The 21,910-nt window shown below is 37.4% G+C and carries 17 protein-coding genes and 4 pseudogenes; 2 read left to right on the top strand and 19 right to left on the bottom strand.

The window, feature by feature from the left end; genetic code table 11:
* Positions 1 to 96 precede the first annotated feature (96 nt).
* The 4 genes and pseudogenes from hydA to JCM9157_RS10595 form a co-directional block, all read right to left on the bottom strand.
* The gene (gene hydA, locus JCM9157_RS10610; protein ID WP_035664573.1) at positions 97 to 1,518 is read right to left on the bottom strand and encodes a dihydropyrimidinase; all 1,422 of its coding nucleotides are present in this window, start codon (positions 1,516 to 1,518) and stop codon (positions 97 to 99) included.
* Between the two features lie 14 nt (positions 1,519 to 1,532).
* Complete coding sequence (gene preA / locus JCM9157_RS10605; RefSeq protein WP_035664571.1) at positions 1,533 to 2,819, bottom strand: NAD-dependent dihydropyrimidine dehydrogenase subunit PreA; 1,287 nt, start codon at positions 2,817 to 2,819, stop codon at positions 1,533 to 1,535.
* A 30-nt stretch (positions 2,820 to 2,849) separates the two neighbouring features.
* A complete protein-coding gene (locus JCM9157_RS10600; RefSeq protein ID WP_439644343.1) occupies positions 2,850 to 4,223 on the bottom strand; it encodes an NAD(P)-dependent oxidoreductase in 1,374 nt (457 codons plus the stop codon).
* Between the two features lie 102 nt (positions 4,224 to 4,325).
* Positions 4,326 to 4,556 (bottom strand): annotated as a pseudogene (locus JCM9157_RS10595) (nitrilase-related carbon-nitrogen hydrolase); the annotation flags it as partial.
* 339 nt (positions 4,557 to 4,895) lie between these two features.
* Here JCM9157_RS10595 and JCM9157_RS10590 point away from each other — a divergent pair.
* Positions 4,896 to 5,255 (top strand): annotated as a pseudogene (locus JCM9157_RS10590) (SGNH/GDSL hydrolase family protein); the annotation flags it as partial.
* 121 nt (positions 5,256 to 5,376) lie between these two features.
* Here JCM9157_RS10590 and JCM9157_RS10585 read toward each other — a convergent pair.
* The 4 genes and pseudogenes from JCM9157_RS10585 to JCM9157_RS10570 all read right to left on the bottom strand — a co-directional run bounded on the left by JCM9157_RS10585 (position 5,377) and on the right by JCM9157_RS10570 (position 9,827).
* Positions 5,377 to 6,603 (bottom strand): Gfo/Idh/MocA family protein, encoded by a 1,227-nt coding sequence (locus JCM9157_RS10585; RefSeq protein ID WP_035664569.1) that lies wholly within the window; start codon positions 6,601 to 6,603, stop codon positions 5,377 to 5,379.
* Positions 6,604 to 6,631: 28 nt separating this feature from the next.
* Positions 6,632 to 7,453, bottom strand: coding sequence for a sugar phosphate isomerase/epimerase family protein (locus tag JCM9157_RS10580; RefSeq protein ID WP_035664567.1), 822 nt, complete (start codon positions 7,451 to 7,453; stop codon positions 6,632 to 6,634).
* A gap of 47 nt (positions 7,454 to 7,500) precedes the next feature.
* Positions 7,501 to 8,667 carry a dihydrodipicolinate synthase family protein gene (locus tag JCM9157_RS10575; RefSeq protein ID WP_035664564.1) on the bottom strand — a complete coding sequence of 389 codons (1,167 nt, stop codon included), beginning with the start codon at positions 8,665 to 8,667 and terminating at the stop codon, positions 7,501 to 7,503.
* Between the two features lie 9 nt (positions 8,668 to 8,676).
* Positions 8,677 to 9,827 (bottom strand): annotated as a pseudogene (locus JCM9157_RS10570) (Gfo/Idh/MocA family protein).
* Between the two features lie 193 nt (positions 9,828 to 10,020).
* On the opposite strand from JCM9157_RS10570, the gene JCM9157_RS10565 reads away from it, so the two are divergent.
* Positions 10,021 to 10,839 carry a helix-turn-helix domain-containing protein gene (locus JCM9157_RS10565; protein ID WP_035664562.1) on the top strand — a complete coding sequence of 273 codons (819 nt, stop codon included), beginning with the start codon at positions 10,021 to 10,023 and terminating at the stop codon, positions 10,837 to 10,839.
* A 49-nt stretch (positions 10,840 to 10,888) separates the two neighbouring features.
* On the opposite strand, the gene JCM9157_RS10560 is transcribed toward JCM9157_RS10565, so the two are convergent.
* From JCM9157_RS10560 to JCM9157_RS10510, 11 genes and pseudogenes are all read right to left on the bottom strand, one after another.
* On the bottom strand, positions 10,889 to 11,743 hold the full coding sequence (locus tag JCM9157_RS10560) for a sugar phosphate isomerase/epimerase family protein (RefSeq protein ID WP_035664663.1): 855 nt from the start codon (positions 11,741 to 11,743) through the stop codon (positions 10,889 to 10,891).
* A 51-nt stretch (positions 11,744 to 11,794) separates the two neighbouring features.
* A pseudogene (locus tag JCM9157_RS10555) lies at positions 11,795 to 12,866 on the bottom strand (Gfo/Idh/MocA family protein).
* Positions 12,867 to 12,922: 56 nt separating this feature from the next.
* A complete protein-coding gene (locus tag JCM9157_RS10550) occupies positions 12,923 to 14,080 on the bottom strand; it encodes a Gfo/Idh/MocA family protein (protein ID WP_035664559.1) in 1,158 nt (385 codons plus the stop codon).
* 29 nt (positions 14,081 to 14,109) lie between these two features.
* On the bottom strand, positions 14,110 to 14,889 hold the full coding sequence (locus JCM9157_RS10545) for a sugar phosphate isomerase/epimerase family protein (protein ID WP_035664556.1): 780 nt from the start codon (positions 14,887 to 14,889) through the stop codon (positions 14,110 to 14,112).
* Positions 14,890 to 14,912: 23 nt separating this feature from the next.
* Entirely contained in the window at positions 14,913 to 15,671 is a 759-nt protein-coding gene (locus JCM9157_RS10540; protein ID WP_035664553.1) for a sugar phosphate isomerase/epimerase family protein, read from the bottom strand.
* Between the two features lie 84 nt (positions 15,672 to 15,755).
* The gene (locus JCM9157_RS10535; RefSeq protein WP_035664552.1) at positions 15,756 to 16,652 is read right to left on the bottom strand and encodes an AraC family transcriptional regulator; all 897 of its coding nucleotides are present in this window, start codon (positions 16,650 to 16,652) and stop codon (positions 15,756 to 15,758) included.
* A 190-nt stretch (positions 16,653 to 16,842) separates the two neighbouring features.
* Positions 16,843 to 18,189, bottom strand: a complete 1,347-nt coding sequence (locus JCM9157_RS10530) for an extracellular solute-binding protein (RefSeq protein WP_035664550.1) — start codon at positions 18,187 to 18,189, stop codon at positions 16,843 to 16,845.
* A gap of 91 nt (positions 18,190 to 18,280) precedes the next feature.
* A complete protein-coding gene (locus JCM9157_RS10525) occupies positions 18,281 to 19,135 on the bottom strand; it encodes a carbohydrate ABC transporter permease (RefSeq protein WP_148296849.1) in 855 nt (284 codons plus the stop codon).
* Between the two features lie 17 nt (positions 19,136 to 19,152).
* Positions 19,153 to 20,067 (bottom strand): carbohydrate ABC transporter permease, encoded by a 915-nt coding sequence (locus JCM9157_RS10520; RefSeq protein WP_035664546.1) that lies wholly within the window; start codon positions 20,065 to 20,067, stop codon positions 19,153 to 19,155.
* Positions 20,068 to 20,410: 343 nt separating this feature from the next.
* Positions 20,411 to 21,571, bottom strand: coding sequence for a DUF2264 domain-containing protein (locus JCM9157_RS10515; RefSeq protein ID WP_268870940.1), 1,161 nt, complete (start codon positions 21,569 to 21,571; stop codon positions 20,411 to 20,413).
* 31 nt (positions 21,572 to 21,602) lie between these two features.
* Positions 21,603 to 21,910 (bottom strand): NAD(P)-dependent oxidoreductase (locus tag JCM9157_RS10510; RefSeq protein ID WP_035664545.1); only part of this gene is annotated, 308 nt, incomplete at its 5' end.

Here is a 21,910-nt window from a genome sequence, read left to right as displayed (position 1 = left end):
TAAACAGTAGTTGGCGTTTGGGTTTGGATTTGGGTAAAGACAATTGCTTGTGCTGATATTAAATTAACTATATCTAATCAAGCAATCATCTCCTCATTAAATCGTCAACTCATCGCTTTTCGTTGGTTCAGTTTGACTAAGATTGTATTTTGCTCTTTTTAAATACTTTCCTTGGCCAAGTTTTCCTACAAATTGTTTATTTTGAATAACAAATTCACCACGTGACAACACAGATACAGGCTCTCCTGTCACTTTCATGCCTTCAAAGGGATTGTAATCCGCTGCCATGTGATGGGTTTCAGCCGAAATCGTTCTTTCTACATTCGGGTCAAATATGACAATATCAGCATCGGTTCCAACTGCAATTGTCCCCTTTTTTGGATATAAACCAAACAATTTTGCAATTCTAGTTGAGGTAATATCAACAAATTGATTTAATGTGATTCTTCCTTTTTTTACCCCCTCAGAATAAAGAATGCTTACTCTATCTTCAATTATCGGACCACCGTTAGGAATTTTACTGAAATCTCCCTTTCCTAAATCTTTTTGCCCTTTAAAATCAAAGGAGCATTGATCAGATCCTAAAGTTTGTAAGTCTCCTGTTCTAAGAGCATTCCATAATTCATCTTGATGCCATTTATCTCTAAGTGGAGGAGACCAGACATATTTGGCTCCTTCAAAATCAGGCTTCTCTAAATAACTCTTATCTAGAACAAGATATTGTGGGCACGTTTCTCCCCACACATCAAACCCTCTTCTTCTTGCTTCTGCAATTTTCTTTGCTGCCTCCGCACAAGAAACATGTACAACATACAATTGAGAATTCGCTAAGCCTGTTAATTCTGCTGCTCTACCAGTTGCTTCGCCTTCTACCTCAGGTGGTCTTGTAAGAGCATGATAAATAGGATCCGTTTTCCCTTCTGCCAAAGCTTGCTTGACTAAATAGTCAATTACATCGCCATTTTCAGCATGAACCATTACTAAACCGCCAAGCTCTTTAGCTGCAAGTAATGTTTTAAATAAAGTGCCATCATCAGCTTGAAAAACATTTTTATAAGCCATAAATACTTTAAAAGATGTGATCCCCTCTTCATTAATAATGGTTGGAAGTTCTTCTAGAACATCTTCATTCATCTCACCAATCATTAAATGAAACCCATAATCAATAACCGCTTTATCCTTGGACTTAGCATGCCATGTTTGAAGCGCATGTTTTAAAGGTTCACCTTTATTAGTTAAGCAAAAATCAATTACTGTTGTTGTCCCACCAAACGCTGCCGCAATTGTTCCAGTTTCAAAATCATCCTTGGAAACAGTTCCACCAAAAGGCATTTCCAAGTGGGTATGTGGATCTATCCCTCCAGGAAATACATAGCATCCATTGGCATCAACCACTTCTGCCCCAGTTTCATTAAAATTCTGGCCAATGCTAGAAATCTTGCCATTTTCAATTAATAAATCTGCTTGGTACGTATCTGTTGCAGTTACAATAACTCCATTTTTGATAACTTTTTTCATAAAAACTCCTCCTATCACTTTCCTATATCTACTTCACAACTCTGAACTGCCTGAATAGCCGCTTGACGTTCATTCCATGTCATCGGTGGTTGTTCATGAGGTAATTCAACCATATTAATCGCTCCATCAACCGGACAGACGATTGAACAGAGATTACATCCTACACAATTATCTTCATCAACTTTTAAGTAACCTTTACCTTTATCGTCCTTAAGCATGTCAATACATTGGTGAGACGTATCTTCGCAAGCGATGTGACATTTATTGCAATTGATACAAACGTCTGTATTAATTCTGGCTACGACTTTATAATTTAAATCTAAATTTCCCCAATCTGAATAACGCGACACTGATTTTCCGATTATTCCGTCAATTGATTCGATTCCTTTTTCATCTAGATAGTTGGATAGACCATCAATCATGTCTTCCACTATACGGAATCCGTGGTGCATAGCCGCCGTACAGATTTGAACACCAGTAGCTCCCATCAATAAATATTCTACTGTGTCCTGCCAATTCGAAATCCCACCAATTCCAGAAATCGGAACATTAATTCTAGGATTACGGGCACATTCAGCTACCATATTAAGAGCGATCGGCTTTACTGCTGGTCCACAATACCCACCATGAGCTCCCTTTCCAGCAACGTGAGGAATCGTATTCCACGTATGAATATCAACCCCTGCAAGACTATTAATTGTATTAATCATGCTTATGGCATCTGCTCCACCTTGGACGGCAGCTTCTGCAGTAACGGTAATATCTGTAATATTCGGCGTTAACTTTACAATAACAGGCGTTTGAGCTACTTCTTTTGCCCAATAGGTTTGTTTTTCAACTAAATCTGGAACTTGCCCTGAAGCCGCCCCCATTCCTCTTTCAGCCATACCATGAGGACACCCAAAGTTTAGCTCAAGACCATCAACCCCGACATCCTCAACTCGCTTAACAATTTCGTGCCACTTCTCTTGTTTCGGTTCAACCATTAAAGAGGCGATAATGGCATGGTCCGGAAACCTCTTTTTAGTTTCATAGATTTCTTTTAGATTGACTTCAAGAGGTCTGTCAGTAATTAACTCAATGTTATTAAAACCAGCTACCTTTTGACCGTTAAAGCCAACAGCAGCAAAACGTGACGATACATTTAATATGGGGTCACCCAAAGTCTTCCAAACTGCTCCACCCCAACCTGCTTCAAACGCTCTTTGAACTTGATAACCAGAATTAGTAGGTGGTGCTGAAGCTAACCAAAATGGATTAGGAGATTTAATGCCTGCAAGATTTATTCGTAAGTCTGCCATAAGATTCCTCCTTATAAGAAAAAATATTGATTACGCCGTTTCTGTTTGGTTTTTAAACATTTGTCTGTGAATTGCATAAGCTGTATCTTTTCCCTGCTGTGCTGCAGAGACAACCATTGCCTCTCCTTGTCCTTTACCAAAAATAACATCACCACATGCGTAAATTTTTTCATTAGATGTTTGGAACGTATCTTGATTGATTTTCACAACTCCGCCTTCATGTTCCAAACCAAACTGCTCAATAAGTTGGATATATCTTGATTGTCCAATAGCTTTAATTACTGCATCTACCTGTAACGTGAATTCGGACCCTTCTACCGGTACAGGGCGTCTACGACCGTCGTCGGTTGACTCTGTCAACTTCATTTTAATGCATTCAATAGCCTTTACTTTTCCATTTTCATCTCCGATAATTCGCTTAGGTGCAGTTAACCAACGGAATTCCACGCCGTCCTGCTTTGCAAATTCATATTCAAAATCATACGCGGTCATTTCTGCTTCCGTTCTTCGATATAATATTTTTACATTTTCTGCTCCGAGTCGAACAGAACATGTTGCGCCATCAATAGCTGTATTCCCTGCCCCAATAACAACAGCACGCTTTCCAACTAAGTGATGTGGTATTTCACCTGACTTGGTTGATTTCACAAAATCAATCGCGTCATATACCCCTTCTAATTCTTCTCCATCAATCCCGAGATTTGGAACACTTGACATCCCAACAGCAAGAATCACAGCATCAAAATTTTCCGTTAGCTCTGTCACAGCTATATCTATGCCTACTTTTGTGTTCGTTTGAATCTTTACATCTAGTTTTTTAACTTGTTCTACTTCCCAAAAAGAAATGGATTGAGGTAACCTAAAAGAAACAATTCCATACGTATTTAAACCACCTGCTTCTTTTTCTGCCTCAAAAATGGTTACTTGATAACCAAATAAAGCTAATTCACGAGCCGCAGATAAGCCTGCAGGCCCCCCGCCCACAATAGCTACTGTTTTACCGTTCTTTTGACCAGCTTTAAATAAAACTTGTTCATTTTTTATTGCCCAATCAGTTGCATATCTTTGTAAGTTTCCTATCATAATTGGTTTGGTAGAATGGTTGAGTACACAGGCACCCTCACAAAGTTCTTCAGTTGGACACACTCTAGCACAGCTTGCACCAACGGGATTAGAAGTCATGATCGTTTTAGCAGACCCTTTTAGGTTTCCTGTTGCAATTTTCTTGATAAAGGTCGGTATATCTATTCCCGTAGGACAAGCGGTGATACAGGGAGCATCATAACAGTACAAACAACGGTTAGCTTCTTCCAGTGCCTCTTGGTTAGATAGCCCTAGATGAGCTTCCTGAAAATTCTTCTTTAAATCGACTAGTGATATATTTTGCAAGCTATTTTTAGTCAATAGAAAAGCCTCCTTTTCTTCATAGATCATATTTTTAAATAAATAGGATTTCACATAGATAAATAGAACAACTTCCTCTATGTAAAATCCAAATCATTTTATTTATGGAAGTAGTGATGTCATTTCTTCATACGTTTCGGGACGCCGATCCCTGTAAAATTGCCATGTATCTCTTACTTCACGTATAAGTTTTTTATTCATCTCACCAATAATCACTTCATCTTTATCACGACTGCCAATAGAGACAAAGCTCCCTCTCGGATCGACTAAATAGGATTGTCCATAAAACTCTCCCATATTCCAAGGCCCTTCTACTCCTACTCTGAACAAGGCCAATTTTTACTTTATCAGTCATAAACCATTCCTCCTAAACCAATCTAGTAAATTAGAAAGTTTTTATTCGTTGTCTAGGTTCAACAGTTCAATTAGTAAGCGCTTCCACTCTTTGGGATATCCGTAATAATTTAGCTATCTCTTACTTTATACCTCCTCCGTATATCTGAAGTTTGAGTTTATTTTACTTGGAATCATAGGCTAATACACTATACATAGTGTTAAATAGTGGTAGTTATTTATTTATCATTTTGTAAAATATAAAATTTTGAAGTGTTCGGATATCCGTATTATTAAGGTAATTAATATTAACGTTATCCCTTTTACACTGAGAAAATGTTAGAGTTTGGACCTGAAAACCATGTTTACATAGATGAATATGAGAAAACTCTTGAGAAACTAATTGTTGATACAAAACCAAATGTAAAAGGCATCATTTTAATGACTCCTTTTTATTTAGAATTGAATGAAGAAGACCTTATGCGACGAACAATGGACAGGTACGGTGATATTGTTCGAAGACTTGCTAGTACTAATAAGTGTGTTTTTGTTGATACTCAGTCAGCTTTCAATGAAGTATTAAAAGATTTATATCCTGCCACGTTAGCCTGGGACCGAGTCCACCCAACAACAACTGGACATATGATTTTAGCCAGAGAAATTTTACATATAACTGGGTTTAATTGGGAGCGAATTTGATTTCTGCGTCACAATTTGTAGGAACTCAAAATTTAGAAATGAAAGTTAACAAAAACAGTGACCCGTTTCGCAATGAGACAGGTCACTGTATTGTTCTGAGAATTGTTAGGTGTGTTAATTTTCAAGTAGACTCATTTTTTAAAATACGATAAAGCTCATTTCTTTCTAAAGAAACCACCTCACCGCTAATTGCCCAATTCACTTTCAATTCATGAGGCATTTTCCATTTCTTATAGGAATGTTTTAACACGTCACTTAGCTGATCAACCCACACTATTTGCTCGATTGAATCAAAATGTACCTTTTCTTTTGGAAAGTTGACTGGAGATGGCACAGACTGTTGTATTCCTGAAATACATAATGTATGAGAGCTTGCCACTTCTATACTACAATCCACGGTTTTATTTTTAACGTTAATTGCAGCTAACATATGATCAATTTTTAAAAAGTCATCTGCAAACGGGGAGCCATAATTATCTACCGTTCCATCTGAATAATATGCTTTTATTAGATTTTGATCTTCCCCCGCAACGCTTGTAAACTTTACTACTGCGTTCTCAAATTCATATTCAAATTCAGGTCCAAACACTTCGTTTTTTTGAATAGCATGTGAAGCAAGGAATAGAATTTCAACACCTTCGTCTGTTATAGTTCTAATAGCCGAAGTATCATAGTTCTCAATATGATTAGCCCTATATGATTCCGCTACTAGTTTAAGAGGAAGTTGACTTTCATTCATTGATTTTCCAATGATATAAAACATGTTTTGTAAAAAATGAGCGGTTGCATTAGCAGTTACACTATCTAATACCCATCTTCCTGTGTCATCTTTAATTTTACCAGCCCAGCTTCGATGAAAATACTTTTCAGGACGAGGCCATAACACTATTGATTTTAGACGTTTTGGTTTTCCAAATTTTCCATTTACGAAATCCATTTTTAATTGTTGAAACGCACTTGAATAAATCCATTGATAGCCAATGCCCACTTTTAAATTAGTCTTGTCACGGTAATTCATCATTTCCATAACTTCCACCGTTGTAGCAGCCAAAGGCTTTTCACATAGAACATGACTTCCATTACTTAAGGCCAAGCATGTTTGTTCACAATGGAATTGAATCGGTGAAGCAATGTTTACTAAATCTGCTCTACCATTTTGATAAAACGATTCTAACGTTTTAAAGTGAGGAATATTAAACTCCTGCAATTTGTTCAATGTCTCTTTTTTTGGACTATACGGATTTACTACTCCAACAATTCTTACTTTTCCTTGTTTTGCTCTTTTAAGAAAAGCTTCAAAATGGCTTGAAGCATAGCCTTCTATGCCCACTAAAACGACATCAATCATGACGTCACCTCTTAGAATCTAAATAGACTTAAACATGTTCTAGATAACGCTCTTTCATTAATGCAAGAACTTCATCACCAGGTGTATCCCAAATTTTTTGATTAAAGATCTCGACTTCGATTGGACCGCCATAGCCTGCTTTTTCAACCGCTTGTCGAATCCGACGCAACTCAATGACTCCATCTCCCATCATTCCTCTACCCATAAGCATGTCTGGTGTCGGAACAATCCAATCAGAAATATGAAAGCCTAAAATACGGCCTTTAGCTCTATTAATCTGGTTATATAAATCATGATCCCACCATACATGAAAAACATCTACCACTACACCAACTTGTTTAGCCTGAAATTTTTCCGACAAGGTGACAGCTTCACTTAAAGATACGATGACAGAACGTTCAGCTGCATACATAGGGTGAAGTGGCTCAATTCCTAATTTTATTCCTCTCTCCTCTGCATATGGTACAAGTTCTTCAATACCCTCTTCTACCATTTTTCGGCCTTCGCTAATATCTTTCCCGGCTGAAGGTCCACATACAAGAACAAGTACTTCTGCGCCTAGTTCTGCTGCTTCATCGACAGCACGTTTGTTATCATCTATAGCCACTTGCCGTAACTTAGCAGTTGTTGCTGGAAACATCCCACCACGACACACGCTTGAAATTTTAATCCCAGAACCTTTGATAATATTTTTACTTTCTCTAAGTCCAATTTCAGAAATTTTATGCCTCCATAGAGCCATCCAAGGAACATCGGCCCGTAAACAGCCATCTACTGCCTCTTTCAAACTCCACTTTTCCGTAGTAATTTGATTCAAACTGAGGCGGTCAATTGAGTTGAAATGATTCATTTTAAACACTCCTCTCTTGATGATTAAGGTCAAATTACTGAGTTAAATTAAGAGGTTATCCCTGATAATTCCAATGCCAATTTCATACGTCTGATAGCCATTTCCGGATCCACTAACAAGCCTGCTTCGTTTGCCATAACGAAGAGTTCAGATAAGTGCACGATGGAACGTGCTGATTCAGTACCTCCAATCATCCGAAAATGAGATTGGTGACCATTTAAATAAGCCATAAAAACAATGCCTGTTTTATAAGCAAACGTTGGTTCTTGAAAGATGTGTCGCGATAAAGGAACCGTTTTCTCTAGCAGAGAGTTATAACGGTTCATCTCCCCTTTATCAAGAGCATGAAGCGCAGCTGCAGCCGCTGGCGCTATCGCATCAAAAATCCCAAGTAGCGCATGACTATACCCTTGTTCGTCTCCTTGAATTAACGTTGGATAATTATAATCATCACCAGTATACATCTTTACACCATTCGGCAGGAGTCTACGCATTTTTATTTCCTTATCCGCATCAAGGAGAGAAATCTTAATTCCATCAATTTTATCAGCATTATCAGCAATAATACTAAGACAAACATTCATTGCCTCATCTACATCTTTATGACCCCAGTAACCTTCTAAAGCAGGATCAAACATGTCACCTAGCCAATGTAATATAACAGGCTGTGAGACTTGATTGAGAATTTTCCCATAAACTCTTCTATAATCTTCTGGTCCTTTAGCACAAGCTGCTAGTGCTCTACTAGCCATTAAAATAATTTGCCCACCTTGCGATTCTACAAACTCACATTGTTCTTCGTAAGCAGCCTCCACTTCCTCCAAAGTGATATCTGTTCTAGGGGTTTGGTGATCCGTACCAGCACCACATGCGATTTGACCATCAACAGCTCTTGCCTCTTTTACTGATCGTTTAATTAATTCCTTAGCTTGTTGCCAACTTAGTCCCATGCCTCTCTGAGCCGTATCCATTGCTTCAGCTACGGAAAATCCAAGTGACCATAAATGCCGTCGATAAGCTAGTGTACTTTCCCAATCAATCGTTGCGTTTTTGAGTGGATCATTGGTTCCTAAAGGATCACAGACGACATGAGCAGCGGCGAACGCTACCCTACTTTGAAATTGGCCAACTGGAACCTCTATTGGATTCATATCCTGAAACTGATATTGATATAAAGATCCATCTTGTCGAGGTAAATTTAATATCTGTCCCATAAAGCCCCCCTATATGTTTAATTTAGGTACATCAACCCATCTACGTTCTTCCCAAGACTGTAATCCAAGATCTGAAAGCTGCGTTCCTTTAGCCCCTTCAAGTAAATCCCATGGGAACGGTTGATCAATAACGACATGTTTTAGAAACGCTTCCCACTGAATTTTGAAACCGTTATCAAAAATTTGGTTATCAGGTACTTTATCCCACTGTTCCTCGAAAACGAATGGATTTTCAATATCAGGGTTCCATGTGGGCTTTGGTGTATTTACTCGGTGTTGTGTTTTACAATTACGTAATCCAGCCACGGCACTCCCTTCTGTTCCATCAACTTGAATGGTGAGTAAATCTTCTCTATTCACTCGAACCGCCCAAGAAGAGTTACACTGAGCGATAATCCCCCCTCCAACTCAAAGGTTGCATACGCAGCATCATCAGCTGTACATTTGTAGGTGTTCCCTTCTTCATCTACCCTCTCTGGAATATGAGTTGTTCCTAAACAAGAAACAGCGCTTACATTTCCAAATAGGTTATCCAACACATAGCGCCAGTGAGCAAACATATCAACGATCATACCGCCACTATCTTCTTTACGGTAGTTCCAAGACGGTCGTTGTCCAGGTTGCCAATCCCCCTCAAACACCCAATAACCGAACTCCATTCTTACAGACAGAATTCTCCCGAAAAATCCTGAATCTATTACTCGTTTTAACTTGAGTAAACCTGGAAGAAATAGCTTATCTTGAACAACTCCGTTTTTCACTCCTGCCTCTTTAGCCAACAGAGCTATTTCTAAGGCACCTTCTAAGTTAGTAGCAGTAGGTTTTTCACAATAAATGTGCTTCCCGGCTTGAATGGCTCTCTTTATACTTTCCGCTCTTCTATCTGTAGTTTGTGCGTCAAAGTAAATTTCGTAATAAGAGTCATCCAAACAAGCTTCTAGATCCGTACTCCAATTGGTAAGTTCATGTTGTTCAGCGAGTGCTTGAAGCTTTTTCTCATTTCGTCCCACAAGTATCGGATCCGGCATGATAATATCATTGTTAGGTAGCGTTATTCCTCCTTGATTTCGAATTGCGATAATAGAACGAATAAGATGTTGATTTGTTCCCATGCGACCAGTTACACCATTCATGATAATGCCTATTTTCTTTACTGCCATTTTTCAAACCCCTTCCTGATTGGATGATTTCTAATTCTAACTTCATTTTAATCAAACTCGCTTTTGTCTGTCTTATTATTCTAGGAAATATATTCTCAATTTAGGAACTAGTTATCTGTTGCAATGACTTTTAAAACCCGCTATGATTTTTTACAAAAGCGAAGTAAATATATAAAAGAGAGAAGGGTTGTTAATGGTGCTCCGCAATATTGATTTACCCAAATACGGTACATACCTTTTTGAAAGTAAACATAAAGACAAGGACGTGGTACATGAACATCATCATCCTATTCATCAAATTCTTTATATTATTGAAGGGCAAGGGCACATCATCATCGATGGGATCTCTCACTCTGTAACCCAAGATAATACAATGATTATCGCTCCTTTTTCGAAGCACTCTATTATTTCCAATTCTAGCTTAACAATGCTCGTGCTTGCCTTTGACAAAAAGTCTCTTGATACAACCATTCAGCTTGATTTAATAAATGCTTTCTTTCAAATATCCTCTTCTTTAAAACCAAACTCAATTGTTAGCAGCGAACTAAGACAATTACTACGGAAGATGCTTTTCGAGCAATCTAATAATTCTATTATTAAAAGTTCTGCTCTTAAAATTTATTTACTACAGCTTCTCCTTATAATAGCTAGATCACAAGAATTCACTCAGTATATTGATACCAATAGCATACGTGCTGAACGGATAAAACAGGTCATTGAGACGCAATATTATGAGCCATTAACATTAAGCATCATCTCTTCTCGCATGGGGCTTAGCAGTCGTTACTTAAATGCTATTTTTAAAGAGCAATATCACCTTACTCCTATGCAATATCTATCAGATGTTCGAGTTCAGCACGCGCAAAAATTACTAGTCGAATCTGATAAAGAAATTGTGACAATTTGTTTTGAAGTTGGCTATGAGACATTATCAACTTTTTATAGAGTTTTTAAAAAATCGTTAAACATGTCTCCTAATCAGTATCGGCAAACACATAAGTACCCAAATTAAAAAGAGCTGTTGAGCATTCTAACTCACAGCTCTTTCATCGTTTATTCTTTTAATCATCTAATAGGTGTTTGATGAACGAAATATTGTGTCTTAATGCTTCCTCATTCGTAAATACACCACTGAAATCCTCCATACCAATATAACCATCATAACCTACAGATTTTAAATCGCTTAATACTTGCTTCCAATTGACAACACCATTTTCAACTAAGTCCCATGCTGGCTCCCAAATTGCACTTCCATCCTCTCTCTGACCTTTTGTTTTCCAAGATGCATTCTTCATGTGAACATGAGCCAAATATGGGCCTAGTAACTCTAATCCCATTTTGTGATTTTCATAGCCTTCAAATATCATATTACCTGGATCAAATAAAACCCCTATATATTTTGGATCTAATTGATCAACTAAACGATGCGCCAGCGAAGCGCTTGGGGCAATTGTCACATGATGCGTTTCGACTAACCCCTTAATTTTATATTGCTTGCACATTTCTTCTACTTCATGTAGATAATTTCTAGCTTGTTTAAATAAGTCTTGATAGTTAACGCTTCTGTCATATCTCGGAACACCGACTCGAATCATTGACGCCCCTAGCTGTGAGGCGATTTTTAATACATTTTCAGTATCGTCTAAATTACTACAATCCAGATAAGGATTCACACTTACAGTTTCTATGTTAAATTGTTCAATTTGTGATCTTAGTTCTGCCAGTTGAGCTTCTGTGCTGTTAGGAGAGATCGTACATAAATTATTTCCCCAGAAGCTCACTGGTTGTTGTCGCAATTCTCCTGAGGTTTCCTTACATCTCCATTCGACCCCATCATAGCCTTGTTCCTTTAAAGTAATAAGAATATCCTTAGGAGTGAGCTCCGGTACCATAACAGTAAAAACGGAAAATTTCATTCCAATCACTTCTTTCATAGTAATTTTCTTTATGTTTGTTTTTTATTGACTTCACTCTACTATTACAGCCTCTCGTTGTGCTAAAAGACATAGCTCTGCTGCTTTGAAGGCATGTTCTTGTGTCATTGCATACTCGGTACGATTAAGACAATCAAGAATTAATTCTCCGAAAAACGGATAGCCTACCTTCCCACTAAGTGAGAAGTGTTGTTCTCCTTCTTCATTAACTAGAAACAAATGGTCACCACCTTTATCTTTGGCAACATCTACATATTTTCTTATCTCTATATATCCTTTCGTTCCTAAAATAAAAGTTCTACCATCTCCATGTACTAAGTCCATCTGGGGTATGCCAGTCAACTCTAAAATAATTCGTAGCACCATTGTCACCAATTAATGTTGCATCACCGTAGTCTTCTAGTTCTGGATAATCCTTGGCATTGTAATTAGCCACCTTACTATGCAGTACTTTTCCATCCTTACAACCTGCAAAATATAAAAACTGCTCAATTTGATGACTGCCAATATCGCAAAGAATCCCACCGTAATATTTTTTTTCAAAAAACCATTTTGGCCTAATCTCTGCAGATAAACGATGAGGCCCAAAACCTGTCACTTGAATGACTCTTCCTATTGCACCTTCCTCAATTAATTGTCCTGCAAAAACAGCGCTTTCCACATGAAGACGTTCACTATAGTAAACCATATATTTTTTCCCAGTTTCCTTCGTTTTGGCTCTCGCTATCTCTAGCTGCTCTAATGTAGTAAATGGAGTTTTATCCGTAAAGTAATCCTTACCGTTGTTCATTGCTCTTAAACCAAGTTCACAACGTTTTGAAGGGATAGCAGCCGCTGCGATTAGTCGAACCTCTTCATCCTGCATGATTTGTTCTTCTGAGGAAGCTACTAGCACATTCGGAAACGCTTTCACAAAGCTTTTTACTTTACTTGGATCCGGGTCATATACCCACTTTAATCTCGCTCCGGCTTCAACAAGACCATTACACATTCCATAAATATGTCCATGATCCAAAGCTATAGCTGCAAATGTAAATTCATTTTCGGAGACAACTTTATTTGGTTTCCCTTTCGGTGCGTAATTCATCCCATCATTTCGACTCATACACTAATATCACTTCTTTCTTGTAACTAATGTAACTTAAACAACCTTTAAATGTTTTAATGAGTCCCTTGTACATTTAATGTAATACTCTTATTCTCTTTTTTGACTGTAGAATTCTGTATTCTATCTTGTAACTCTTGAAAGTAAAGTTCTTCATCTAGAGGGAAGTTCACCCAATCATCTCTCCAAGTTGACAATTGCATTGCATTAGAAAGAAGTAAACCATTAATCCCTTCTGTACCCGGTGCTAAAAGAGATGTACCTGTCAAGATAGCATCAACAAAATTCTGCGTAATTCCTTTATGTCCCGTTTCTTCGCCTTGAATTGGAATTTCACATTTCCAACATTCCGGACTACCAAATCCGCCTTTATACTGTTTATTAAATTCAGGCTCTGAAATGCGGTTTCGCCAAAAGGTCATTTTCCCATCCTCAACGACTATCTTTCCACGATCACCGGAGATCTCTAGACGATTCGTTCCTGGTGCTTCACCCGTTGATGTTATAAACACACCTGTAGCTCCGTTTTCATATTCCGCAAATGCGGTTACATCATCTTCCACTTCAATATTTCTATGTTTACCGAAATAACAAAAAGCACGTACTCGCGTTGGCATCATTCCTGTTAACCACTGCCACAAATCTAATTGATGCGGGCACTGATTAATTAGGACACCTCCACCTTCCCCTTCCCAAGTTGCTCTCCAACCACCTGAATCGTAATAACTTTGCGAGCGATACCAGTTTGTAATAATCCAATTAATCCGTTTGATTTCTCCAAGCTCACCTGACTGGATTAGATCACGTAATTTAGCATATAAAGGGTTCGTTCTTTGGTTGTACATCATTGAAAAAACGAGGTCGTTTTCTTTTGCCGCTTCATTCATTTCACGGACTTGTTTTGTATACACACCTGCTGGTTTCTCACATAACACATGCTTACCATATTTAAAAGCTTTAATAGCTAATCTTGGATGATCGTAATGTGGTGTTGCAATGAGAACCGCATCTATTTCATCCGATTGAAAGAAAGATTCTTCATCTGTAAAGAGTATCACTCCATTTAGATTTTCTTTTATCCAATCTTTTTTTTCCTCTTGTATCTCGAGTACAGCTGTTAACTCAGCACCCTTTATTTCATTCGCTTGTAAATAAACAGCATGAGCTGACCCCATTGTCCCTACACCAATAATCCCAATTCTAACTTTTGACATATATCTTCCTCCAGTTCAATATTGATTAACTAATTATGATCTTTGATCACAAAACAGTTTTCTAAATATTTTCTAGCTTTGACTAATTCAGTCTCCATCTCATTCCAACTACATTCGATTGATATACGTCCTTGATAATTTGCTTTATTCACACATTGAACAAACGTCTCATACGGATAATGACCTGTACCTGGAGAGTACCTCCCCGTATCAGCAACATGAATGTGTTTCACATGTTCTCTCATTTCATAAATATTTTCTAACGGCTCATTCTCTTCATCCATATGGTAAAAATCAGCCAAAACTTGAATGGAATGATGATTTATTTTTTTAGCAAATTCAACTGCTTCAGGAATGCTATTAAGGATATTACTTTCTTTCCTATTTAAAGGTTCAATTACAATCGTTAATCCGAGAGGTTCAGCATATTTAGCAACTAAATGAAGAAATGTAAGTATTTGTTGTTCTGCCTCTCCCCTTGGAAAATTCTCAGGAATTGACCTTGCTCCACCACTACCAAACACGATTGTATCGGCTCCAATTTGCTTTACACGTGTTAAAGCCGTTTTCAAATATCTTTCTATCCTCTTTGCATCAACAGACGCTCCCACCACTTTTAAATCACCTGGCAGAAAAACATTGCATACTTCTACTGGTATCGGGCTTCGTTGATACTTCTCTAAAATCTCTGCGAATTCTTCTTCACTTTTTTCAGGGACGAGAGAAACAACAGTACATTCAATAAAGTCATAGCCTGCTGCGTGCACAATATCTGCTTGATCAATATTTGCACAACACCCAATTTTCATATTTTCACTTCCCCTAATTGACTTTAAGCTAATTGCTTAGAGAGTCTATTTAAGTTATTTAAACTAATTTCCAAACTCTCCATTGGGTTTCCTTGACATTGGTCTTGCTCTACCACATACCATTCAACGCCTGAACGTTCTCCCCATTTAAGAATGGGTTCAAAATCAATAAGTCCTGTACCAACTTCTGCGAAAGTTTGATGCTCATCTGCCGTCATATCTTTAAGATGGATGATTGGCATACGATGTGCATATCGCTGTATGAACTGTAATGGATCATACCCTCCTTTTTTAACCCAGAACACGTCTATTTCAGCTAGTATCATATTTTCATATGTTGGTTCAAGTAAATATTCCAAGGCTGACTGGCCATTTACCGTTGTTTCAAACTCAAATGCATGATTATGGTAACTAATACGGATGCCTTTTGCCCGATCAGCTATATCGTTGAGCTCTTGACGAATATAACGGTAACCTTCAATAGATCTATATTCATTTGGAAGATTGGGACAAATAATATCTCGTGTATTATACAGATGTACCTCTTCTAGAACACTATCTAATTCTCTCGTAAGACGGTCCAAACTAACATGTATACCAGCAGTTCGAAGACCTGTCTCTCTCAGTAAAGCAGAAATTTCATGTGGATCATAGCCTTCTGGAAGCGCAGACAACTGTACCCCAGCCCAACCCATTTTCTTTAACTCTCTAAATACTGCAGGATAATCCCTCTTTAATTCTTCTCGTAGTGTGTATAGTTGTGCTCCAAATTTTTTATCCATAGACAACTCTCCCTTAAGGAAATAGAAGCGCTTCCATTTTTAAGTTTACTCATTTTGATAAATTGATTCATAGGGAAGATTGCTTTATTTTCGATTTGACTTGACTAATCTTGCGCTGTTTTGCCGTTTTCGGTATTCTGTTGGAGTCATCTTAAGTTGTTGCCTGAAAAACCGACTAAAGTGAGACGGACTTTCAAATCCTGATTCAATAGCAACATCTAAAACTGACTTTTCCGGGTTCATTTCAAGTAAAAACTTAGCACGATTCATACGGCAACTCATTAAATACTGCATAACTGTAAATCCCGTTATTTCTTTAAAAATCCTTGACATATAATACTTACTGATATTTAAGTTATCAGCAATATTTGTTAAGGAAATGTCAGTAGTGAAATATTCATCAATCCAATTGATAACTCTCTCTACATGATAATCCTTTTCGGATTCATATAACGGCACCTGTGCTAATCTAGATTGACTTAATTCATATATTTTAAAAAGTAATTGAACAAACAATGTTGATACTTTTGCATTTACCAAGCGATTATGCAGACGTAGATCTTTTGATTGAGGTAGTTGTTCACTCATTTGTATAGATAAAGCCCTAATCAATTCCTCAATTTCACAAAGAATCGTTTTATCTACATTTCGGAGTAAAGAATTACTTAATTTATAAAATGGGATTAATAATTCCGATACCTGAAGACCGTTAACTAAGGGTTTTATCCATTCTTGCGAAAATTCGATAATACTTCTCTCATAAGGAGCTGTCATTTCTGGATTTGCACAATGTAACGTCAGCCCATTCATAATAATGATATCGTCAGGCTGTAATTGATAGATACGATCTCCAATCACATACTTACAGTCACCACTGTGAAAATAGTAAATTTCAAACTTGTCGTGTGAATGGTATGGGAATTCATCATGTGACCACTGTTTATCAGACTTCCGAAAAAACACCTTAATATTTTCATCCATCTTATCTCACCTCGATAAGTATTTAATGCCTATCCTTTTTACTAAGGAACAACTTAAATAAGATATGTGAATTTTCAAAACCTTTATACACTCATCATATATTAACAACTCTCACTTTCGAATAATTCGACAAAAGTTCTCATTCTCTCCTAAAATAAAAAAAGGAGGACTAGCCTCCTTCTTCTATTCCTTACCTACTTTCTACCCAATCGGTACTTTCTTTTTGAGCTCGCTCTAATGCTTGCTCAGCCGTTCTTTGACCCGTTAACGCAGCTTCAACTTCAGATGTTAAAATAAATCTTGGCTGGGAAGATCCCCATGGATAACGAGGAGTCCAAGGAGTAGACATCGCTTCAAAAATTGGATCCATTAAGTGAGCTGTTTGTTGAACACTTTCCCACTCTAATGCTGATTTTACAGAAGGCATTGCACCAGGCTCTTCATAAATATATTGTTGAACGAAATCACTTGTAGCAAACTTCATCCATTCCCATGCTAAATCTTTTACTTTACTATTTTTAGCAATTGTAATTGGACTACCTGCAAATAACCCACCAACACCGTCATCGTTTTTGAATTCTTGTGCAATAGCGATGCGGTCTTCTAAACCTTGAGCATACACTTGTTTTGTTAAGTTACCAGGACCTTGGTTTAGCATAATTCCAATATTGTTGTTCGCTGTTAACCAAGCCTCAGACCCTTGATTACTTACAAGTCCACTTGGTGCATACTCTTGCATTTCTAGTAACCATTCTAAGCCATTAATCATTTCAGGCGAATCAAAGTTAAATTTCACTTCATCCCAAGCAAAACCTTCTCCCCATTTGCCATTTTGACCTTCAGCAAGGTTAATAAGAGTAAATGCTGATGACCAATCTCCTCTAAACCAAATACCATAATTTTGTTCACCTGTTACAGGATTTGTCCCCGTCATTTGTTTAGCTTTTTCCTTGACTTCTTCCATCGTAGGGTAATCCGATAAATATTCTACGCCCCACTCATCAAATAATTGTTTATCATATGTGATAAAACGTGCATCTCCTAAAAATGGAAGCCCATAAATCTCTAAATCTTCATCATCCGGACCTAAAGCCAACCATCCATCGACTTGATTGTCAATAAATCTATCAAGACTAAATTCACTATCTCCGTCAATGTAGGGTTGTAATGGCTCTAATACGCCTTGTGCTGCAAAATCGACAATTCCCGGCATTTGATAAACATCTGCTTCACCTGATGTAAGCATCGCTTGTGTTTTTTCTACATAACCTTCCCAAGGCATAATAATGAATTCAACCTTTGTACCTGCATACAAGTTTTCAAATTCCTCTTTGACCACCTTAAGTCCCTTAACGCGCTCACCAGTAATTGGATCAGTTGTATCATCCATGTTGAAATCTCCAATTAATTGGACTTTAAGAGTTTGACCTTCAAACTCTCCACCAGCAATTGGTGCCTCACTAGAAGATTCGCCTTCAGAAGAGGTATTCTCTGAGCTTGAGCTACAACCAACTAGAGCAATCATTAATAGAAACAAACAAGCTAAATGCTAAAACTAAACTCTTGTTTTTAAACATGGAACATTCCCCCTATTAATTTGTTTATTTTTTTCTAACAACACTAACCTATTACTCCCCCTTTACTCCGCTTAATGCGATACTTTGAATAATGTATCTTTGTAAAAATAGATACACAATTACTATAGGTAAAATACTAACCGTAGCCAGTGCCATCGTTAACCCACCTAAACTAGTACCATTCTCTAAAGAGAAACTAGCAAGATAAAGTGGAATGGTGTGAAGTTCTTGATTATTCAAGACAACTAATGGCCACATAAAGTCATTCCAGCTCCAGATAAATGATAATATTACCATTGTGGCTGCAATAGGTCCTGCTAACGGTAAGTAAATACTAAAGAAAATTTTAAATTCGCTAGCCCCATCTATTTGTGCTGCCTCGCGCAATGTGTCTGGTAACTGATCAAAAAATTGTTTACAAAGGAAAACTAAGAAACCACTAACAAGTGAAGGTAAAATTAAAGGCCAAAATGTATTTAAAAGTCCAACACTATTAAATAATTTATATAATGGTATTAACCTTGGTTCCATAGGGATCATTAGCGTACATAGCACCATAAAAAACAAGATTCTTTTTCCTTTAAACTTTCCTTTTGAAAAAGCATAACCCCCAAGCAGAGCTGAACACACACTTATAGCTACTGAACTAGTAGTTACAATTCCAGAGTTTAAATAAGCTTTGAATACTCTCCCATTCTCAAAGATAATCCCATAATTAAATGCAGATAAATTATCTGGAATTAGTTTCGGAGGGAATGGCATTGCTATATTAGCAGTTCTATCAAAGCCAACACTGATCATCCATAAAAACGGCGTCATTAATAAAACTCCGAAAATTAATAACACTATGAATTTCACAGCATTTATCAAGCGCTCGGATTGTTTAGTTGTCATGGTCTGCTTCATTTCAAACCTCCTCCTACCTACAACTTTATTTTCGAAATTTTCAGATTTATAAACGTGAAGAACAATATAATCATAAACATGATATACGTCGCTGCAGAAGCAATCCCGAATTCAAATCCAGTAAATCCACGCTCATAGATAAATGCGCCCATTGTTTGAATAGATCTCGCTGGACTACCGTTAGGTCCACCTAATACATAAACTTCATTAAAGCGTTGCAAAGCACCTATCCATCCAGTAATTAATAGAAAAGCAAATGTCCCTTTCATACATGGGATGGTAATATAAAGCCATTGTTGAAAACCTGAAGCTCCATCAATTCTCGCAGCCTCATACATCTCTGTTGATATTGATTGTAAATTGGCTAGGAAAATAATAATGACAAACCCTATCCAGTGCCAAACAGCTAAAAGTATTACAGCCCATTTAGAAGTTGATGGATCAGATAACCACATCGGTGTGGGCAATCCAATTTTTGCAAGGAAATAGTTCATGATTCCCATATCAGGATGAAGTACGAAGGCGAAGATCATCGCCGCAGCCACAATAGAAGTTACATTTGGTAAGAAGTAAATAACCTTAAAGAAATTCTTCCCTCTAGATACTGTATTTATTAACGATGCAAAAATAAACCCAAGAGGAATTGTGATAAGAATCTGAAAGATACCAATGAAAAAAGTATTCCAAACTGAATTCCAAAAAGGACCAGAAGTTAGTACTCTTCGAAAATTATCAAGCCCTGTAAAAGTTTCAATCATTCCATTTGACCTATAAAAGCTTAACCTTAGAGATTCAAAGATAGGATAAGCCATAAATAAGGCTATCCCCAAGAAAGTAGGAAGTAAAAAGATATACCAAACATAATTATTTTTTGATTTTTTCTTAACTGGCAAGGAAACATTCGTATTAACTTTGGGCATGATGTCACTCATGATTATTCTCCTTCCATACAGTTATTTTTGACACTAACTTACTGTTTTTAATTTTGTTTTAAGGCATTAACAACGTTGTTAATGCCTTAACGCTTCAACCAAAAACCAAAAACCAACAAGCACCTGACACCATTACTTGTAAACGCTTTCATTTCTAACACTAACTTAATAGCTCTTTTTAACCATTTCTTCATGTTAAGGAACTACGATGGCCTCACATAGAGTTTGTAAACCTCCTCTTAAGATAGTTTTATTATAATTGATTTCTAGATAAATCATTTGTTCTTCCTTGCGTTTTTATAGGGATTAATTAACTGTCGTTGCTCTTTTGGATTAGAGGCGTTTAAGAAAGGGCAGAATCAATTGATATTCTGCTTCCATTCCATACCTTTCTTGCAGTCCAATCTTCTTGGCCTTGCCAGAATAAGTCAGTTTCCGGCAATCCAAGCGGTAAAAATACGGTTGCACATAAATACAAACTGCCTGTTGAGATATAACTCTCTGCTAGCTCTGGCTGATGACCATAAAGACCAATTGTTAACCAACCATTTTCATCAAAATTGTCCTGGGCATTCATGGTTTTACGAATAACGGATGTTAATGCGCATCTTACTTGAGCCGGCTTAAGATTTTTATCTAATTTGTGTTGGAGTGCCATTTGGGCCAAATGTTGAAATGCTCCAAACCTGTAAGCAATTGATCGTCCTACTATTGGAAACGTACCTTCAGGTGAGATACTCCTTTCCTGGATGACTGCATATCTTGTTGCACGTTTAAAGATTTCGTCTTTCATTTCCTCCCAATCGGAAGACTGATCACATACTTGATCAATTATGTCTACAAGCATCGGTTGAATGACATAGCTATTATAGTAATCCATATGAAATTCCGGCCCATCACTATAGACACCATCACCTAAATACCATTGACTATGCTGTTTGAGGGCAAAGTCGATTCTCATTCGATCCCAATCTTCTTCACCTAGTAAATATAAAGCCGTTTCAATCATGGCTGCAAATAACAACCAATTATTAAAGGGAGGTTTTCTATTTCTAGTTGACTTAAATGCCTTAATTACATTTTGTTTTACTTTAGGAGCTAATTTATCTATTAATTCTCCTGGTGCCCGAACTAGAGCATGCGCTAGAAAAGCGGTGTCCACAATTGGTTGGTGCCCTTCTGTGAAATTCATATAATCTTTAGCTGTTGGGTCGGTCGCAATCCGTATGCAGTTTCTGACCAAATCAGCATACTTCTTTCTTTGTTGCCCTTCCTCATCCTCTGCCTCACCGAGCTCAAGCCAAGGTGCCATCCCACAAACCAATCTAGCAAATGCTTCTAAGTGACTATAATTTCTTCGATCTTCCGTCTGCCCTTCAACTGGCATTGCCTCTTTCAATTTATCCTGAGAGAGTGTAAGGAGTACTGGATCTGCTATTTTTTTCATTGTGCCTATCCAATAGCGACGATCAACACTTCCAGCCTGATCAATTTGCTTACTCAATGAACATTCCCCGTTTCATTTTAGTTTTTTTCTAGCCCATGATTGAAGCCTTATCTTTCGTAATTTCCCACTTCAAGGGTTCGTTATTTATATACCTTTTTAACTCCTCTAACATAAACTCTCCCATTCGTTGACATTCATCAAACAAGGACCCTGCAATATGAGGCGTTAAAATAACATTCTCTAATTGGAAGAGTGGAGAGTTCACTTCGGGTGGCTCTGGATATGTGACATCTAAAACAGCAAAAATATCAGATCTATCTGTTAAGACCTTTATCATTTCTCTTTCATTAATAATCGCCCCTCTTGATGTGTTTATAAGTGTAGCATTGAATTTCA

Source organism: Halalkalibacter akibai JCM 9157, from assembly GCF_000513135.1.
GTDB lineage: Bacteria > Bacillota > Bacilli > Bacillales > Bacillaceae_D > Halalkalibacter > Halalkalibacter akibai.
This window is presented reverse-complemented; position numbering and strand designations above follow the sequence as displayed.

Bases quoted from the DNA above. Each gene is read 5' to 3' on its own strand.
- hydA (WP_035664573.1), bottom strand. From the start codon at position 1,518: ATGAAAAAAGTTATCAAAAATGGAGTTATTGTAACTGCAACAGATACG.
- preA (WP_035664571.1), bottom strand. From the start codon at position 2,819: ATGGCAGACTTACGAATAAATCTTGCAGGCATTAAATCTCCTAATCCA.
- JCM9157_RS10585 (WP_035664569.1), bottom strand. From the start codon at position 6,603: ATGATTGATGTCGTTTTAGTGGGCATAGAAGGCTATGCTTCAAGCCAT.
- JCM9157_RS10580 (WP_035664567.1), bottom strand. From the start codon at position 7,453: ATGAATCATTTCAACTCAATTGACCGCCTCAGTTTGAATCAAATTACT.
- JCM9157_RS10575 (WP_035664564.1), bottom strand. From the start codon at position 8,667: ATGGGACAGATATTAAATTTACCTCGACAAGATGGATCTTTATATCAA.
- JCM9157_RS10565 (WP_035664562.1), top strand. From the start codon at position 10,021: ATGGTGCTCCGCAATATTGATTTACCCAAATACGGTACATACCTTTTT.
- JCM9157_RS10560 (WP_035664663.1), bottom strand. From the start codon at position 11,743: ATGAAATTTTCCGTTTTTACTGTTATGGTACCGGAGCTCACTCCTAAG.
- JCM9157_RS10550 (WP_035664559.1), bottom strand. From the start codon at position 14,080: ATGTCAAAAGTTAGAATTGGGATTATTGGTGTAGGGACAATGGGGTCA.
- JCM9157_RS10545 (WP_035664556.1), bottom strand. From the start codon at position 14,889: ATGAAAATTGGGTGTTGTGCAAATATTGATCAAGCAGATATTGTGCAC.
- JCM9157_RS10540 (WP_035664553.1), bottom strand. From the start codon at position 15,671: ATGGATAAAAAATTTGGAGCACAACTATACACACTACGAGAAGAATTA.
- JCM9157_RS10535 (WP_035664552.1), bottom strand. From the start codon at position 16,652: ATGGATGAAAATATTAAGGTGTTTTTTCGGAAGTCTGATAAACAGTGG.
- JCM9157_RS10525 (WP_148296849.1), bottom strand. From the start codon at position 19,135: ATGAAGCAGACCATGACAACTAAACAATCCGAGCGCTTGATAAATGCT.
- JCM9157_RS10520 (WP_035664546.1), bottom strand. From the start codon at position 20,067: ATGAGTGACATCATGCCCAAAGTTAATACGAATGTTTCCTTGCCAGTT.